Origin of the sequence: Methylobacterium sp. J-048 (genome assembly GCF_022829515.1) — a bacterium.
Taxonomy (GTDB): Bacteria; Pseudomonadota; Alphaproteobacteria; order Rhizobiales; family Beijerinckiaceae; genus Methylobacterium.
The window spans coordinates 36048-49892 of sequence record NZ_JAKSYL010000120.1 but is presented as its reverse complement, the minus strand read 5'-3'; the positions used below and the strand labels follow the sequence as shown (position 1 = coordinate 49892).

The 13845-nt window shown below is 72.2% G+C and carries 12 protein-coding genes and 1 pseudogene; 7 read left to right on the top strand and 6 right to left on the bottom strand.

Annotated elements, in window-relative coordinates:
* The first annotated feature begins 493 nt into the window (after nt 1-493).
* Nucleotides 494-670 carry a hypothetical protein gene (locus tag MKL09_RS09610; RefSeq protein ID WP_244019782.1) on the top strand — a complete coding sequence of 59 codons (177 nt, stop codon included), beginning with the start codon at nt 494-496 and terminating at the stop codon, nt 668-670.
* On the opposite strand, the gene wrbA is transcribed toward MKL09_RS09610, so the two are convergent.
* From wrbA to MKL09_RS09595, 3 genes are all read right to left on the bottom strand, one after another.
* Nucleotides 667-1320: an NAD(P)H:quinone oxidoreductase gene (gene wrbA / locus MKL09_RS09605; protein WP_244019781.1), complete on the bottom strand. Its 654-nt coding sequence runs from the start codon at nt 1318-1320 to the stop codon at nt 667-669. The two genes, MKL09_RS09610 and wrbA, sit on opposite strands and share 4 nt — an antisense overlap.
* A 9-nt stretch (nt 1321-1329) precedes the next feature.
* Nucleotides 1330-1527 (bottom strand): hypothetical protein, encoded by a 198-nt coding sequence (locus MKL09_RS09600; protein ID WP_244019780.1) that lies wholly within the window; start codon nt 1525-1527, stop codon nt 1330-1332.
* Nucleotides 1528-1804: 277 nt separating this feature from the next.
* Nucleotides 1805-2215: a DUF1236 domain-containing protein gene (locus MKL09_RS09595; RefSeq protein WP_244019907.1), complete on the bottom strand. Its 411-nt coding sequence runs from the start codon at nt 2213-2215 to the stop codon at nt 1805-1807.
* 804 nt (nt 2216-3019) lie between these two features.
* Between MKL09_RS09595 and MKL09_RS09590 the strand changes: the two are divergent.
* Nucleotides 3020-3502, top strand: a pseudogene (locus MKL09_RS09590) (sigma-70 family RNA polymerase sigma factor); the annotation flags it as partial.
* 24 nt (nt 3503-3526) lie between these two features.
* Here the strand turns inward: MKL09_RS09590 and MKL09_RS09585 are convergent.
* From MKL09_RS09585 to MKL09_RS09575, 3 genes are read right to left on the bottom strand one after another with little or no spacing between them, the layout of a single operon-like run.
* Entirely contained in the window at nt 3527-4966 is a 1440-nt protein-coding gene (locus MKL09_RS09585; RefSeq protein ID WP_244019779.1) for an MATE family efflux transporter, read from the bottom strand.
* Nucleotides 4963-6294, bottom strand: a complete 1332-nt coding sequence (locus MKL09_RS09580) for a lysine N(6)-hydroxylase/L-ornithine N(5)-oxygenase family protein (protein WP_244019778.1) — start codon at nt 6292-6294, stop codon at nt 4963-4965. The genes MKL09_RS09585 and MKL09_RS09580 overlap by 4 nt, the downstream gene beginning before the upstream one ends.
* Nucleotides 6295-6328: 34 nt before the next feature.
* A complete protein-coding gene (locus MKL09_RS09575) occupies nt 6329-7321 on the bottom strand; it encodes a GNAT family N-acetyltransferase (RefSeq protein WP_244019777.1) in 993 nt (330 codons plus the stop codon).
* A 150-nt stretch (nt 7322-7471) separates the two neighbouring features.
* Between MKL09_RS09575 and MKL09_RS09570 the strand changes: the two genes are divergently transcribed.
* The 5 genes from MKL09_RS09570 to MKL09_RS09550 all read left to right on the top strand — a co-directional run bounded on the left by MKL09_RS09570 (nt 7472) and on the right by MKL09_RS09550 (nt 13842).
* Entirely contained in the window at nt 7472-10321 is a 2850-nt protein-coding gene (locus MKL09_RS09570; RefSeq protein WP_244019776.1) for an amino acid adenylation domain-containing protein, read from the top strand.
* A 2-nt stretch (nt 10322-10323) separates the two neighbouring features.
* Nucleotides 10324-11091 carry a GNAT family N-acetyltransferase gene (locus MKL09_RS09565; protein ID WP_244019775.1) on the top strand — a complete coding sequence of 256 codons (768 nt, stop codon included), beginning with the start codon at nt 10324-10326 and terminating at the stop codon, nt 11089-11091.
* A gap of 499 nt (nt 11092-11590) precedes the next feature.
* Nucleotides 11591-12283: a GntR family transcriptional regulator gene (locus MKL09_RS09560; protein WP_244019773.1), complete on the top strand. Its 693-nt coding sequence runs from the start codon at nt 11591-11593 to the stop codon at nt 12281-12283.
* An 88-nt stretch (nt 12284-12371) separates the two neighbouring features.
* Nucleotides 12372-13124, top strand: a complete 753-nt coding sequence (locus MKL09_RS09555; RefSeq protein WP_244019771.1) for an ABC transporter ATP-binding protein — start codon at nt 12372-12374, stop codon at nt 13122-13124.
* Nucleotides 13117-13842: an ABC transporter ATP-binding protein gene (locus MKL09_RS09550; RefSeq protein ID WP_244019769.1), complete on the top strand. Its 726-nt coding sequence runs from the start codon at nt 13117-13119 to the stop codon at nt 13840-13842. The genes MKL09_RS09555 and MKL09_RS09550 overlap by 8 nt, the downstream gene beginning before the upstream one ends.
* Nucleotides 13843-13845: the final 3 nt, after the last annotated feature.

Genomic DNA, 13845 nt, shown 5'->3' with positions numbered 1-13845 from the left:
GGGATACGATCCGGGTGATCGAGGCGGGTACGGCGCGAACCGTGTGGGATACCGTGGAGTTCGTGAGGCGGCCTTCCTCCCGGAATGCGATTGCCGGGTGAGCCGCGCGAATCGGCTGAGGCCGGCCAGAGTCGACGCGGGCGGCGGTCGGTCGAGGTGGACCCTCGGCATGATCGGCGCGTTGGGGGATATGCATACCCTGTCGTCAGCCCCGCCTGATCCCGCCCGTCTCGCTCTGACGGAGTCTGCCCTGGCCGCTGCGGACAGCCTGTGGCGCGCTGAGATGCGCCGGACCTATGGGCCCGACGGGGTACTGACCTATGCCTTCTCCCCGGAGGCACAGGGCGGCCTCGGGACACCGCTCCGCCGAACCTACGAGGCTCGGCGTGTCGCGGTCGCGCTGTGGCGCCGTGAGCGGCAGCAGGCAACGCGGCCACGCTGATCCCGCGGGCGGATCGCAGGGCCGCAGCTGGTGGAAACCCGAGAGGATGGAATGACCGAGACCGACACGCCGCGGGGCGAAAGCGCCGTGCCACCGACGGCTCCGATCCGGAACATCAAGGTCCCCGCCACGCCGGAGGGCCGCGAGCCGGAAGGCCAGGACCTGGTGAAGACGGCCGAACGCGCACCCGACGATCCGGACAAGGCTGCCGAGGACGGCTTGGCTTAGGTGCTCGTCTGCCGGTTCGGCATCTCTCCGGCCGCAATCAATGCGTTCGTGATCGCCACCATCCGCCGACCCTGATGGCGGGCGGCATCGAGATCCTCCGTCCGGGGCGGCCGGTTCTCCGAACCTACGATGGCGGACGCACCATAAGGCGAACCGGCCTCCAGCATGGCCCTGTCGGTGTAGCCGGTCGGCAGGATCACCATGCCCAGATGCGCCATCGGGGCGTACAGCGACAGCGTGACGACCTCGGATCCGCCATGCGGCCACGAGGCCGCCGCGAAGGCACCTCCGACCTTGCCGGCGAGCAGCCCGCGTTTCCACTGCGGACCGAGCAGGTCGAGATAGTTCTTCAGCTCGGTCGCCATGGCTCCGAAATAGCAGGGTGTGCCGAACAGGATCGCGTCGGCCCACTCGGCATCCGCGTGCGTGGGAGCTTCGTAGAGGGCATTCTGCCGGGCGGCGCTCTCGGTCCACCCGTCGACCTTCGCCATGATCGTCGCGTCGACGACTTCGCGCGGCCTCCGCAGGCGTATCTCGGCCCCTGCCTCACGCGCGGCCTGGGCCGCCGCGGTCGCAAGGGCTTCCACGCTGCCACTGCGCGAATAGTAGACGATCAGCAAACGAGTCGGGTCAGGGAGGCGATCCGTCACAGCACTCTCCTACGGGTTGGCGCCCAGGGCTGGCGGTTGCGGGTCGGATGAGGCGTCGTGCGCCCCCATGGGGCTGTCGGAGAGCGATGCCGGAGTGGCCGGACGGCCGATCGTGCGATGGGAACTGGCCATCTGGCCGGCCATCAGCACGGTCAGCGCTGCCAGCATGAGCCCGGTGCCCCCGATCACGCCGCAAAACATCGGCATGCCGGGACCGCCGTGCTGGCCGTTTTGACTGGAATGCCGTTCTGCCACTGGGAAACCTCGCTGATCCACAGGTGCGGATCCGAGGGAGCAACAGGTGCTCTGTCCAATAGGTCCGCCCCTGTGGCGCCATGGCTCGCCGATCGATTCAGGGGCGGGGAACCGGCCCGTTGACGCAGAAGCCGCCGGGCCGTCGCGGGCAGCCGCGTCCAGTGACGGCGGAACGCCCCTGCTGCGGATCGCCTCCAAGCGCGCAGAGGTCAAAGCGTCCGGAACCGGCCTACTCGATCACCTCGACGATCCGGCGCGTTCGCGGTTCGACGAGCACGGGGCGGTCGTTGACGATGGTGTAGTTGTAATTCGGCAATGCGAATTCGGGTGGCACGTCGTAGTACACGACGCCGTCCTCCGGGAGCACCGTTCCGACGCGCACCGGTCCCGCGTAGGCGAAGGAGGGCCGCCGCTCGCCGAGCGTGTAGATGCGGAAGCGCTCGCGCCGGTCGATGCCGAGCATGCTGTTGGCGGTCCCTACGGCTGCTCCGATGGCCCCGCCGACCACGGCGCCGAGCGGTCCCGCTATGGCCTCGCCACGCTCCCGACCATCCTGCGCGCCGCGCGCCAAGCCTTGTGCATGAGCGGGCATCACGGCACCGAGCATCAGCACGACCGGTAAAGCAATCCAGAGTCGCATGGCATCCTCATCAGGCAGCATGAAGGGTCTCGAAGGTCCGCGGCACCTCAGCGGCACCATGGGGCGGCGCCACACCATCGTATCGGCGCATGAGCAAGGGACCCGGTCGTCGCCGGATCGGTCGTTGTCCGATGCGCCAGCGTGTCCGCCTCCGGACGATTGGCCTTCGCCAGCATCACGGCCGAGAAGCAGCAGAGCGCGAGGGCGGCGACCCAGAGGACGCCTCTCGCGGTTCGGATCGTTCGCTTGGACATATCCACGACGTTGCCGGCCGTCGGTTAGCGAACCCTTGCACCGCGCGTCATGCGCCCGGCGGGGCCTCGTGGAGGGCACGCGCCTCGGCGGTCATCGAAGGCCGTGGGCCGGCACCAGCGGCATTCCGTATGTCCGTCGGACCGACCCTCGCGTGGCTTCACGCTGTGCGTCGGCATGCCTGTTCCGGCCTGCCTCATGGCCTGGAGCGGCATGGCCCCGGCCGGCCGCCGGCTAAGCCGCATACGACGCGTCGCCTATTCAGGGCTATGCATACAAACATTCCTATCCGGATGCTGCTGCAAGCTCGGCCGAGAATGCTGCGGCGTCAATGCAAATCAGTGTTCGATGCATTTCGTTGCGCGGCATCGTCGCAATGACTTGCAAAACAGAAAAATACCATTCGCGACCCGCGCGAGTGGCGCAATGATCGAGAGAAATAAAATAAAGACACGTAAATTTATTATATTATTCGAATTAAAACAATTATAAAGTTTCAAGAAAGCGTTATCAGCGATGCGATGACGTGTATATTGCCGCCCTCGGACCAGCATGAGTGCGGCTTCATTGAACCGACACGAGCATCAGGACAGGGCGGCGTTCGCGCCGCGCCGGAGCGACACGGCGGCTGAGACAGCGCCGGGGGCTTTGGCGGCATCCGAGCGGTATCGCGCGGCCTATGTCGCGATCGCCAATCGCATCCTCGCTTGCCGCGAGCAGGCGGAAGACGTGGTGCAGGACGTGATGCTGCGCCTCGCCGCAGCACCGCGTTCGAGCGAGCTTTATTCGGCCGCCTATGTCGGGCGCATGGTCCGCAACCTTGCCATCGATCAGGTGCGGCGGCGCAATCTCGAACGGCGGCTGTTCGCCCCTCTCGACGAGACAATCGACCCCGCTGACCCGACGACCGGGACGCCGGAGGACGCTGCGACCTGGCGCGAGGCCCTGCAGCGGGTCACCGTGGCCATGGCGCAGCTGCCGAAGCCGGTCAGCATCGCCTTCCGCCTGCATCGGATCGACGGCGTGCCGCAGAACGTGATCGCGGCGCGGATGGGCGTCTCACGCGCGCTGGTGTGCGGCCTCGTGCGCCGGGGGCATCTCCACTGCCTCGCCGCGCTGGACCGGCGCTGCGTCGCCTGCCCGGCCGGCCCGCGCGCCGGACAGCCACATCAGCATCAGCGCCAGGCCGAGGCCGTCGGCGAGGAACTCGGCCGCGATCCGGCTCGCCAGCACGCCGTCATACCCGAACAGCCGCGGCAGGATCAGGAGCGGCGGGATCAGCGCCAGACCCTGCGCCGCCAGTGAGACGGCCGCGGCCCGGCGCGGGGCGCCGATCGCCTGGAACAGGGTCGCGGCGGTGAGCTGTAGCCCCACGGGGGCGAACGCCGCCGCGAAGGCGGCCGTGGCGCGCGCGCCCTCCCGGACGGTCTCGGCATCCTGCGCGAACAGCGCCGCCAGCGGCCGGGCGAGGGCGAACATCAGCCCGCCCACCACCAATCCGTAGGCCAGCGAGGCGCCGGTCACGAAGCGGAAGGTCCGGTCCAGGCGGTCCGGGCGGCCGGCGCCCGCGGCATGGCCCAGGACGGCCTGGGCGCCCGCCATCATGCCGAGGAGCGGCAGGGCCGCCACCAGGACGAGGCGCAGGGCCAGCCCCTGGGCCGCCACCGCGGCGTCGCCGTAGGGGGCGGCCGCCTCGACGAACAGGGCCATCGCGAACGCCGCGAGCAGGCTGGATCCGGTGGCCGGCACCGCGAGCCGCAGCGCCTCGGGCAGCAGGCCCGGCCGGATCCGCCCGCCGCCGGGCCGGCGGAACCGGATCCGGTCCGGGCCCCGGGCGAAGTGCAGGCCGTAGGCGGCGGCCCCGGCGGCCTGCGCGCCGATTGCCGCCCAGCCGGCGCCGGCGGTACCGAGGCCGCAGAGCCGGATCAGGACCCAGTCGAGCAGGATGTTGAGGCCGAAGCTGCCGACCATGATCGCGCCGCTGAGGCGGGCATGCCCCTGGGCGCGGACCACGAAGCCGCCGACGATCATCACCAGCATCAGCGCGGTGCCGATGGTCGCCAGCGCCGTGTAGGGGGCTGCCGCCGCGGCGAGCGCGGCATCCGCGCCGAGCAGCCCGAGCCAGGCCGGCGTGTCGGCCAGGATCGCGGCCGTGACCGCCCCTCCCGCCGGCAGGCAGAGCCAGAAGCCCAGGGAGGCGGCCTCGTCGGCCCGGTCGCGGTCGCCGGCGCCGAGGGCCCGGGCGACCTGCGAGGCCGCCGCGATCCCGGCCCCGTAGCCCAGCGCCGCCACCAGGAGCGTCACCGGATACGTGATGGCGATGGTGGCGATCGCCGCCGCGCCGAGATCGGCCACGAACCAGGCGTTGACCAGCATCTGCAGCGCATGGGCCGAGATGCCGAGGATCGCCGGCCCCGACAGGCGCAGGACCAGGGTGACGACCCGGTCGCCGTCGAGATCCACCGGCCCGCGGCGGGATCGCGCCCGCGGGCGCCTCACGGCTTGGCCGCGGCGGTCCGGATCGCCGCCCGGGCCGCGCGCTCCTCCGCGAGGATCGTCTGCGCGATGGCGCCCGCCCGCACCGGCAGGATCGACAGCAGGGTCTCGGTCAGCCCGTGGGTCGGCTCGCTGAAGCCCTGGAGGTGCAGGCTCACCCGCGGCTCGGCGGGATCCAGCGGCAGGCGGTAGTGCCGGTCGACGGTCTCGCCGGCCAGGAACGGGCGCAGCGGGTCGAGGAGCGCCGGCACCGCGGCCCGCTCATAGCCGGTGGCGCAGATCACGGCCGCGTAGGTCTGGCGCTCCTCGGTCCCGGCGACGTCGTCGCGCATCAACGCGGACAGGCCCTCGGGACCGGCCTCCAGGGTCAGAACCTGGGTGCTGCGGCGCAGCCGGTGGCGGGTCACGCCGCTGACCTCCTGCTCGTACAGCAGGGCGTAGAAGGCCTGGATCAGGTCCGCGTCGACCACCGCGTAGTTGGTGGCGCGGTGGGCCGCGATCAGGTCCGCCCGCACCGGCGCCGGGGCGTCGTGGATGCGGTCGACCGCGGCCGGATCGAAGATCTCGTTGACGAACGGGCTGTCGTCGGCGGGCTTCAGGGCGGGCCCGCGGATGGCGAGGTCGATCAAGGCCCGGGGATAGCGCTCGCCCAGGTCGGTGGCGATCTCCACGGCGCTCTGGCCGCCGCCCACCACCAGGATGCGGGGTTGGGGCCCGTCGAGCTTGGGCTGCCCGAGGGCGCCCGCGATCCCCGGAAGGTACCAGGACGAATGGATCAGCCGCGCGTCGTTCGCCAGCGCCGAGAACGGCGGCGGGATCGCCGGGTCGCCGCCCGCCGCCACGACCAGATGGCGGCAGCGGCGCAGGCGGCGTCCGCCCGCCCGGTCGCGACCCTCGACCACGAAGGCGGCGAGCCGCCCCTCCCGGGTCTCCGGCCGGACGGCGTCCACCGTCTCGCCATATGCCACGACCTCGGCGAAGTGCTCGGCGGCCCAGGCGAGGTAGTCGTTGTACTCGACCCGCGACGGGTTGAACGTCTTGAGGTTGAGGAAGGTGTTCAGCCGGCCCTTCACGTGCAGGTAGTTGATGAAGCTGAACGGGCTCGTCGGGTCGCGCAGGGACACGAGGTCCTTGACGAAGCTGATCTGCATGTCGGCCCCGGGCAGCATCATGGCCCGGTGCCAGCCGAAGCGGTCCTGCCGCTCGAGGAAGCGGAAGCTCGGGCGCAGCGGGCTGCCCACCATCGCGTCCCGGAGCGCTATGGCGAGGGACAGGTTGGCCGGGCCGAAGCCGATGCCGATGATGTCGTCGGTCGCGGGGTGATCCGTCATCGCGCGCGTCTCTCGTGAGGTCGTTGGAGGGCGATCAGGCGGCCGGCACCGCCGGGGGGCGCGGCGCCGCGTCGGCGAAAGCGGCGCCCGGCACCCAGAGGCGGTCGCGGACGAAGTGCTCGCGCGACAGGCTGACCAGGGCGGCGCGCTTGTGCGGGAAGTCGATGGTGGCGATCGTGGCGAAGCCCGAGCCGTGCAGGTTGCGGATCTGCTGGGCGTGGTCGGCCCGGGGCTCGCCGACGATGCGCTGCGTGCGCGGCTCGTCGAGGAACAGGTAGTGCATCAGCGAGGGCAGCCAGGCCGAGAGGTACGGGCGCCCGCGGATCGCGGCATCGCCGATCGCCACGTGCCAGCCGCGGTCGTAGGGGCCGGCTTCGTAGAGGGCCCCGACGCGGCTCTCGCGGGCCCAGTACACTTCGAAATAGCCGAACGGCGCGCCGTCGAAGCAGCCGAGCAGCGGCAGGCTCGCCGGATCGGCCTGCAGCCGCGCGATGTAGGCCTGGTGCTCCGCCAGCGTGCCGCGCTCCTGCCAGACCTCGGCGACCCGGGGATCGTTCATCCAGGCCGAGAACAGCGCGGCATCCCCGGGCTCCGTCATCGTGCGGAAGCTCAGGCGGCGGCCGAGCCACGGGATGTCGCGGGCATAGACCGCTCCGGCCGGAATCCCCGGCCGCAGCGGATGCCGGCGCCCGTCCGTGACCGTGAACAGCTCGGGAAACGGCGGCCGGGGATCGGGCAGCCAGCGGGCGGCGCATTGCCAGAGCAGACCGGGCAGGATCTCGACCGCGGCTCCGATGCGCCGGGCGGCCCCGAGGGCGAGAAGCCGCGCGGCGGTGCCGGGATCGGCCTCGATGCCGATGCGCAGGACCTGGGTAGTCTCGGCGGTCAGCGCCTCGGCCCGGGCCAGGATCGCCTCCGCGGCGGTCTCCGGCGGGGCCGGGTCGATGAGCCGGATGATCGGCGCCTCCGGGCTCCCGTCCAGGCCGAGCCGCACCGCCCCCGCCTCATCCCTCACACGATCGCTCATCCGCCCTCCGCGTGTCGCCAGCACCTCCCTGACGGTTGGCCCCGGCCGCGGTTCAGACTTTTTTCGAGGTCGCGCCGTCGCTCCGTCGTGAACCGCGGACGGCGTCAACCGTCAGATGTGTCGAGGCCCGAGGGGCGCTGGAGCGAGCGGATGGACAAGCAGGCCGGCCAGGATGTGACCCGGGATCCGAGCACGGATTGGACCCACGACGCGGTCGTGGTCGCGTTCGACGCGGCCGGGCATGCCGCCTTCTGGCCGGGTGGACGCGCGCTGCCCGCGGGCTGGACCCGGACGCACGGTCCCTGCGGGATCGAGGCGGCGCGGCGCTGGATCGAGGATCCGGCCAACCTCCCCGAATCGGTATCGGCCCCCGCGCCCGACGCGGATCGCGAGAGCGTTCCGGCGCGCCTCGCCCGCCTGGCCCTGGAGGCCCCCGACAGGCCGGCCGTGCTGTTCGGCGGGGAGACGCTCACCCGCGGGGACCTCGATGCCCGTGCCGCCGCCATCGCGGCCGGGCTCGCCGCAGGCGGGATCGGCCGGGGGCAGCGCGTGGCGGTGGCGCTGGAGCGCGCCCCGGAGATCGTCGTCGTGCTGCTCGGGATCCTCCGGGCCGGCGCCGCCTTCCTGCCCCTCGATCCCGAATACCCGGCCGCCCGCATCCACATGATGCTGGAGGATGCCGGCATCACGCGGTGCATCACGACGCCGGAGATCGCTGCGCGGCTCGACCTGCCCCCGGGAATCGCGCGGCTCGATCCCGCCGCCCTGGCGGTGGCCGCACCGGGCGCGACCGCACCCCCGATGCCGGAGCCCGGCGATCCGGCCTACCTGATCTACACCTCGGGCTCGACCGGGCAGCCGAAGGGCGTCCTGGTCGAGCACGGCCCGCTCGCCATGCATTGCCGCACCACCGCGGACGCCTACGAGATGGACGCGGAGTCCCGCGAGCTGCACTTCCTGTCCTTCGCGTTCGACGGGGCGCACGAGCGTTGGATGACCCCGCTGGTCGCGGGCGGCTGCATCGTGCTGCGCGGCCCCGAGCTGTGGACCGCCGCCGAGACCCTGGCGCAGATCCGCCGCCACCGGGTCACGCATGCCGGCTTCCCGACGAGCTATGTCGGCCAGCTCGCCGACTGGGCCGAGCGCCTTGGCGAGGCGCCGGAGGTGCAGGTCTATTCCTTCGGCGGCGAGGCGATGGCCCGCGAGACCTTCGCGCGGCTCGGCCGCATCCTGAAGCCGCGGCTGCTGATCAACGGCTACGGGCCGACCGAATGCGTGATCTCGCCGCTGATCTGGAAGGTGGCGCCGGAAACGACCTTCGCGGAACCCTACGCGCCGATCGGCGGCCCGGTCGGGGCGCGGGCGGTCTACGTGCTGGGACCCGACCTGGAGCCGGTTGTCCCGGGCGAGACCGGCGAGCTCTATATCGGCGGCGGCCTCGCCCGGGGCTATTGGCGCCGGCCCGCCCTCACGGCGGAGCGCTTCCTGCCCGATCCGTTCGCCCCGCAGGGCGGCCGGATGTACCGCACCGGCGACCGGGTCCGGCATCGGCCCGACGGCAGCTTGGCCTTCGCCGGGCGGGCGGACGATCAGGTCAAGATCCGCGGCCACCGGGTCGAGATCGGCGAGGTCGAGGCCGCCCTGCGGGCGCTGCCCGACGTCGCCGACGCCGTGGTCTTGCGCCGGGAAGCCCCGGCAGGTGCGTATCTGGCGGGCTACGTCGTCCCCGCGGGCGTCCGCCGTCCGGAGGCGGGGCGCCTGCGCGCCGCCCTGGCCCGCCGGCTGCCGGAGCCGATGGTCCCGGCGAGCCTGACGCTGCTCGACCGGCTGCCGGTGCAGGCCAACGGCAAGATCGACCGCAACGCCCTGCCGGACCCGGCCGCCGACGACCGGCGTGGGCGCCCGCCCGGCAACGCCACGGAGCGGCGGCTCGCCGGGATCTGGTCCGAGGTGCTCGGCTTCCCGGTCCGGGTCGCGGACCGGCGCTTCTTCGCGCTCGGGGGCGATTCCCTGTCGGCCCTGCGGCTGGTGGCGCGCCTGCGCCTCATCGCCCCCCGGGGCGGGATCGGGGTGGCGGATCTCCTGCGCGACCCGACCATCGCGGATCTGGCGGCCCGGATCGACGCGGACGCGGAGGCCGCCGACGAGGGCCTGGCGCCGACGGTCCGGCTCTCGGCCGGCGGTGCCGGGTCCGGGCGGCCGCTCCTGGTGCTGTTCCCGGGCCTCCTGGTCAGCACCCGGGAATACGAGCCGCTGGTCGCCCATCTCGGGGCCGGGCAGGAGGCGCACGGCTTCCTGTGCGCGTCCCTGGTCGAGGCCGTGCGCCCGCTGCCGGAAGTCGCCGAGCTCGCCGCCGCCTATGCCGAGCGGGTGCGCGGCCTGATGCGCGGCCGGGCGGGGGGCTGCGCGTTCCTGGGCTGGTCCTGGGGCGGGGTGCTCGCCTACGAGACCGCCCGGCTGCTCGGGCCGGGCTTCCCCCTGGACTTCGTCGGCATGCTCGACGCCTGCGGGCTGGAGCCGAACTTCGCCCGCGGCGCCGGCCGGCCGATCGCGGCCGAGGAGTTGGCCGCGCACGAGGCGATGGTGGCCGGCTGGCTGGAGCGCTCGCCGATGCGCGCCGATTGGGACGGCCTGCGCGCCCGCATGGACCCGGAGGCGGCGGTGCAGTTCCTGCGCTTCCTGGCCGCCGAGCCGCAGCCGCTGCCCACCGACGGTCCCGAGGTCGGCAGCCGGGAGCGGATCCTGTGGACCCTGGTCGATCACGCGATCCAGTTCCGGGGGCTGCGTCTCGCCCCCGGCGCGGTGCCGATCCGCAGCTTCGTGGCCGCAGAGTCCCGCGCCCGCGGCCTGCCGGTGATCGACTGGCAGCCGCTCACGACCCGGCTCCTGTCCGTGGAGACCGTGCCGGAGACCGACCATCTCGACATCGTGCTGTCGCCGCACCTGCATGCGCGGATCGCCGCGCTGACGGCGCCGCGCCCGGCCTGGAGCGCGGCTTGAGCATGGGTGCGCCCACCTTCGAGGAGTTGCGGGATGCGCATCTGGCCGCGCTCACCGGTTCCCTGATCGACGGCGTCGAGCACGGTCCGGGCGGGGCCGGCTATGCCTGGGCGCGCGCGATCCCGGACCCGACCCTGAACTTCGCCTACGGGGTCCGCGGGCCCGACCCGTTCGCCTGGGCCGGGGCGGCGGCGCTCGGCCGCGCCAGGGCCCCCGCCTTTCTCGCCCGGGACGCGGCCGAGGCCGCCGCCCTGCGGACGCTGTTCGAGCCGGCCGCCGCCTATCCGGCGAGCTGGATGGTGGCGCGGCTGCCCCAGTCGCAGTCCGCATCGGACCGGGTCGTCCAGGTGCATGCCGCGCCCGCGCCGCCGCCGGATTTCGAGCAGGTCTTCGCCCATCTGTCGGATGACGCGGCCGTGAAGGCGCATCTGCGCCGGTTCTACCTGCCTGCTCTGCGGGCGGCGCGGGCTCGGCCGGGGCTGGTGCCGGTCCACCTCGTCCTGCACGACGCGAGCGGTCCGGCGGCCTGCGCCAGTCTCTACCTGCGCGGCGGCCTGGCGGGGCTGTACAATGTCAGCACCCGGGCCGACCGGCAGCGCCGCGGCCTGGGCCGTGCCGTGACGGCCGCCGCCCTGCGCGAGGCCCATGTGCGCGGGGCGCGCTGGGCTTTCCTGCAATGCCCGGCCGGTGGCGGCATCGAGGCGCTCTACGCCCAGGTCGGGTTCAGGGCGGCCTACGCACCGGAACTGCTCTGCATGACCGAGCGGTAATCTGTGCTGGCGTATATTCAGGATCCGCCAGAGATGCAGGCGGCAGGGTGGGCGGGCTACCAGCCGGGCGAAGGATCCTTGCCCTCCCCGCTCAGTCGGCAGGATTAGGCCAAGCAGGGAAGTGCTTGAGGCTGTCGAGGAACAGCAACACGCCCCAGCCGATCGGCCGGACCGGGGCGCCCGTCTTCGTGTCCTTGAGCCGTCGGCATGGCCCGGTCGATCTCGCGCGGTGGCGACTGGCGAGCGTCAGGAGCCGGCCGCCGGATCCCGTCGCCCCGCCCTGCCCGTCTTCCTGACCTCGACGGGCGCGCGGCCGAGCGTGTCTCAGGTTCCCGGCGTCAGGTGGTGCTTCCGTATCAGACGGTGCCTGGACGATCGCCACGCGGTCGTTGCGCCGTGCCGCTCTGCCTTTGGTGAGGACGCATCGGCCGCCCCCCGAGCCCCCGTTTGTCGCGGCGCGGCATTTCTGGATACAATCTACCCTCGCTTCGAGGTGTCCATGTCCGCTCCGGCCTCCCCGCCGCCCGCCACCGATCGCCTGCGCCACAAGACGGTCTCGGCGGCCGTCACCGAATCGCTCCGTCAGCGCATCCTGAACGGCGAGTTCGCGCCCGGGATCCAGCTGCGCCAGGACGCGCTGGCGGAGGAGTTCGGCATCAGCCGCATCCCGGTCCGGGAGGCTTTGCTGCAGCTGGAGGCCCAGGGGCTGGTCAGGATCGTGCCGCATCGCGGGGCCGTGGTCACCGGCCTGTCCGTCGAGGAGGTCGAGGACATCTTTCGCCTGCGCGAGCAGCTCGAGCCGCCGCTGCTGGCGCTCTCCGCCCGCCGCTTCTCCGAGGCGGATTACCGGCGGCTGCGCAGCCTGACCGACGGGTACGGCGCAGCGCTCGAGGCCGGTCAGGTCGATCGCTGGGGCGAGCTGAACCGCAGCTTCCACCTCGATCTCCTGCGCCACGCCGATCGCCCCCGCTCGCTCAGCATCGTCTCCGGCCTGCTCCAGGATTGCGACCGCCCGACCCGGCTTCAGCTGTCCGCCTCCGGGGACACGGAGCGCGCCGACCACGAGCATACGCAGATCGTGGCGCTCTGCGAGGCCGGCCGGATCAACGACGCGGCCGACCTCCTGCAGGCCCATATCGCGCATGCCGCCGTCTCGCTCGTGGCGATCTATCGGCAGGCCCATACCGGGTGAGGGGCTCCCCGCAGACTCCACGGAACGGGCGCCTTGACGTGCTTGCAGATTTTATACAATCTACAAAGACCGAATCGGCGAGGGCGTCGTGGCTGAGCACGCGTTGGTGACAGAGGGGCTGACCAAGGCGTTCGGGGGCTTCACGGCCGTGCGCGGGGTCGACTTCGCGGTCCGCCGCCATGCAATTCACGCGCTCATCGGCCCCAACGGGGCTGGCAAGACCACGTTCTTCAACCTGCTGACGAAGGTCCACACGCCGACCGGCGGGCGCATCCTCTACGAGGGCACCGACATCACGCATGAGAGCGCGGCGGCGATCGCCCGGCGGGGGATCGTGCGCTCGTTCCAGATCTCGGCGACCTTCCCGCACATGAGCGTGCGCGACAACGTCCGCGTCGCGCTGCAGCGGCGCCTCGGGACGCAGTATGCCTTCTGGCGCTCGATCCGGTCGCTGTCCGTGCTGGACGACGAGGCCATGGCGCTCCTGTCCGATGTAGGGCTGGCCGACTCCGCAGAGGCGAATGCCGCCGACCTGTCCTACGGGCGCAAGCGCACCCTGGAGATCGCCACGACGCTGGCGCTGGATCCGCCCCTGCTCCTGCTCGACGAGCCGACCCAGGGCATGGCCATCGACGATGTCGACCGGATCAAGCGCCTGATCCGGCGGATCGCCGTGGGCCGCACCATCCTGATGGTCGAGCACAACATGTCGGTGGTGGCCGACCTCTGCGATACCATCACCGTGCTTCAGCGCGGCGAGATCCTCGCCCAGGGCAGCTACGATGCGGTCTCCGCCGATCCCGGGGTGAAGGCGGCCTATCTCGGGGGCGGGCATGCCTGAGATGGAATTGCCTGAGGCCGCCCCCGCCCTGGAGATCCGCGGGCTCGAAGCCTGGTACGGCGAGAGCCACGTCCTGCACAAGATCGACCTCACGGTGCGCGAGGGCGAGTGCGTGACCCTGCTCGGCCGCAACGGCGCCGGGCGCAGCACGACGCTCAAGGCGATCCTCGGCCTGACCGACCGCCGCGCCGGCTCGGTGCGGGTACGCGGGCAGGAGACGATCCGCCTCAGCACGCACAGGATCGCCCGGCTCGGCCTGGGCTACTGCCCGGAGGAGCGCGGCATCTATCGCTCGCTCACCACGCAGGAGAACCTCACCCTCCTGCCCCGCCTCGGGCCCGACGGCATGTCGGTGGCCGAGGTGCTGGCGCTATTTCCGAACCTCGCCGAGCGCGCCGACAGCGGCGGCGGCCGCCTCTCCGGCGGCGAACAGCAGATGCTGGCGCTCGGCCGGATCCTGACCACCGGCGCCCGCATCCTGCTGCTCGACGAGATCACCGAGGGGCTCGCCCCGGTCATCGTCGAGGCGCTGGGCCGGGCGGTCGCCCTGCTCAAGAGCCGGGGCTTCACCATCGTACTGGTCGAGCAGAACTTCCACTTCGCCCGCCACCTCGCCGACCGCCACTACGTGATCGAGAACGGCCGCGTCGCCGCCGAGATCCCGGCGAACGAAGTGGCGGCCAGGGAGGCCGAGGTCGGGCGCCTGCTCGGCGTGTGAAGC

What these genes read in the sequence shown, in the direction of transcription:
- MKL09_RS09610 (WP_244019782.1), top strand. Translation starts at nt 494, where the DNA reads ATGACCGAGACCGACACGCCGCGGGGCGAAAGCGCCGTGCCACCGACG.
- MKL09_RS09600 (WP_244019780.1), bottom strand. Translation starts at nt 1,527, where the DNA reads ATGCCGATGTTTTGCGGCGTGATCGGGGGCACCGGGCTCATGCTGGCA.
- MKL09_RS09595 (WP_244019907.1), bottom strand. Translation starts at nt 2,215, where the DNA reads ATGCGACTCTGGATTGCTTTACCGGTCGTGCTGATGCTCGGTGCCGTG.
- MKL09_RS09580 (WP_244019778.1), bottom strand. Translation starts at nt 6,294, where the DNA reads ATGACGGATCACCCCGCGACCGACGACATCATCGGCATCGGCTTCGGC.
- MKL09_RS09575 (WP_244019777.1), bottom strand. Translation starts at nt 7,321, where the DNA reads ATGAGCGATCGTGTGAGGGATGAGGCGGGGGCGGTGCGGCTCGGCCTG.
- MKL09_RS09570 (WP_244019776.1), top strand. Translation starts at nt 7,472, where the DNA reads ATGGACAAGCAGGCCGGCCAGGATGTGACCCGGGATCCGAGCACGGAT.
- MKL09_RS09565 (WP_244019775.1), top strand. Translation starts at nt 10,324, where the DNA reads ATGGGTGCGCCCACCTTCGAGGAGTTGCGGGATGCGCATCTGGCCGCG.
- MKL09_RS09560 (WP_244019773.1), top strand. Translation starts at nt 11,591, where the DNA reads ATGTCCGCTCCGGCCTCCCCGCCGCCCGCCACCGATCGCCTGCGCCAC.
- MKL09_RS09550 (WP_244019769.1), top strand. Translation starts at nt 13,117, where the DNA reads ATGCCTGAGATGGAATTGCCTGAGGCCGCCCCCGCCCTGGAGATCCGC.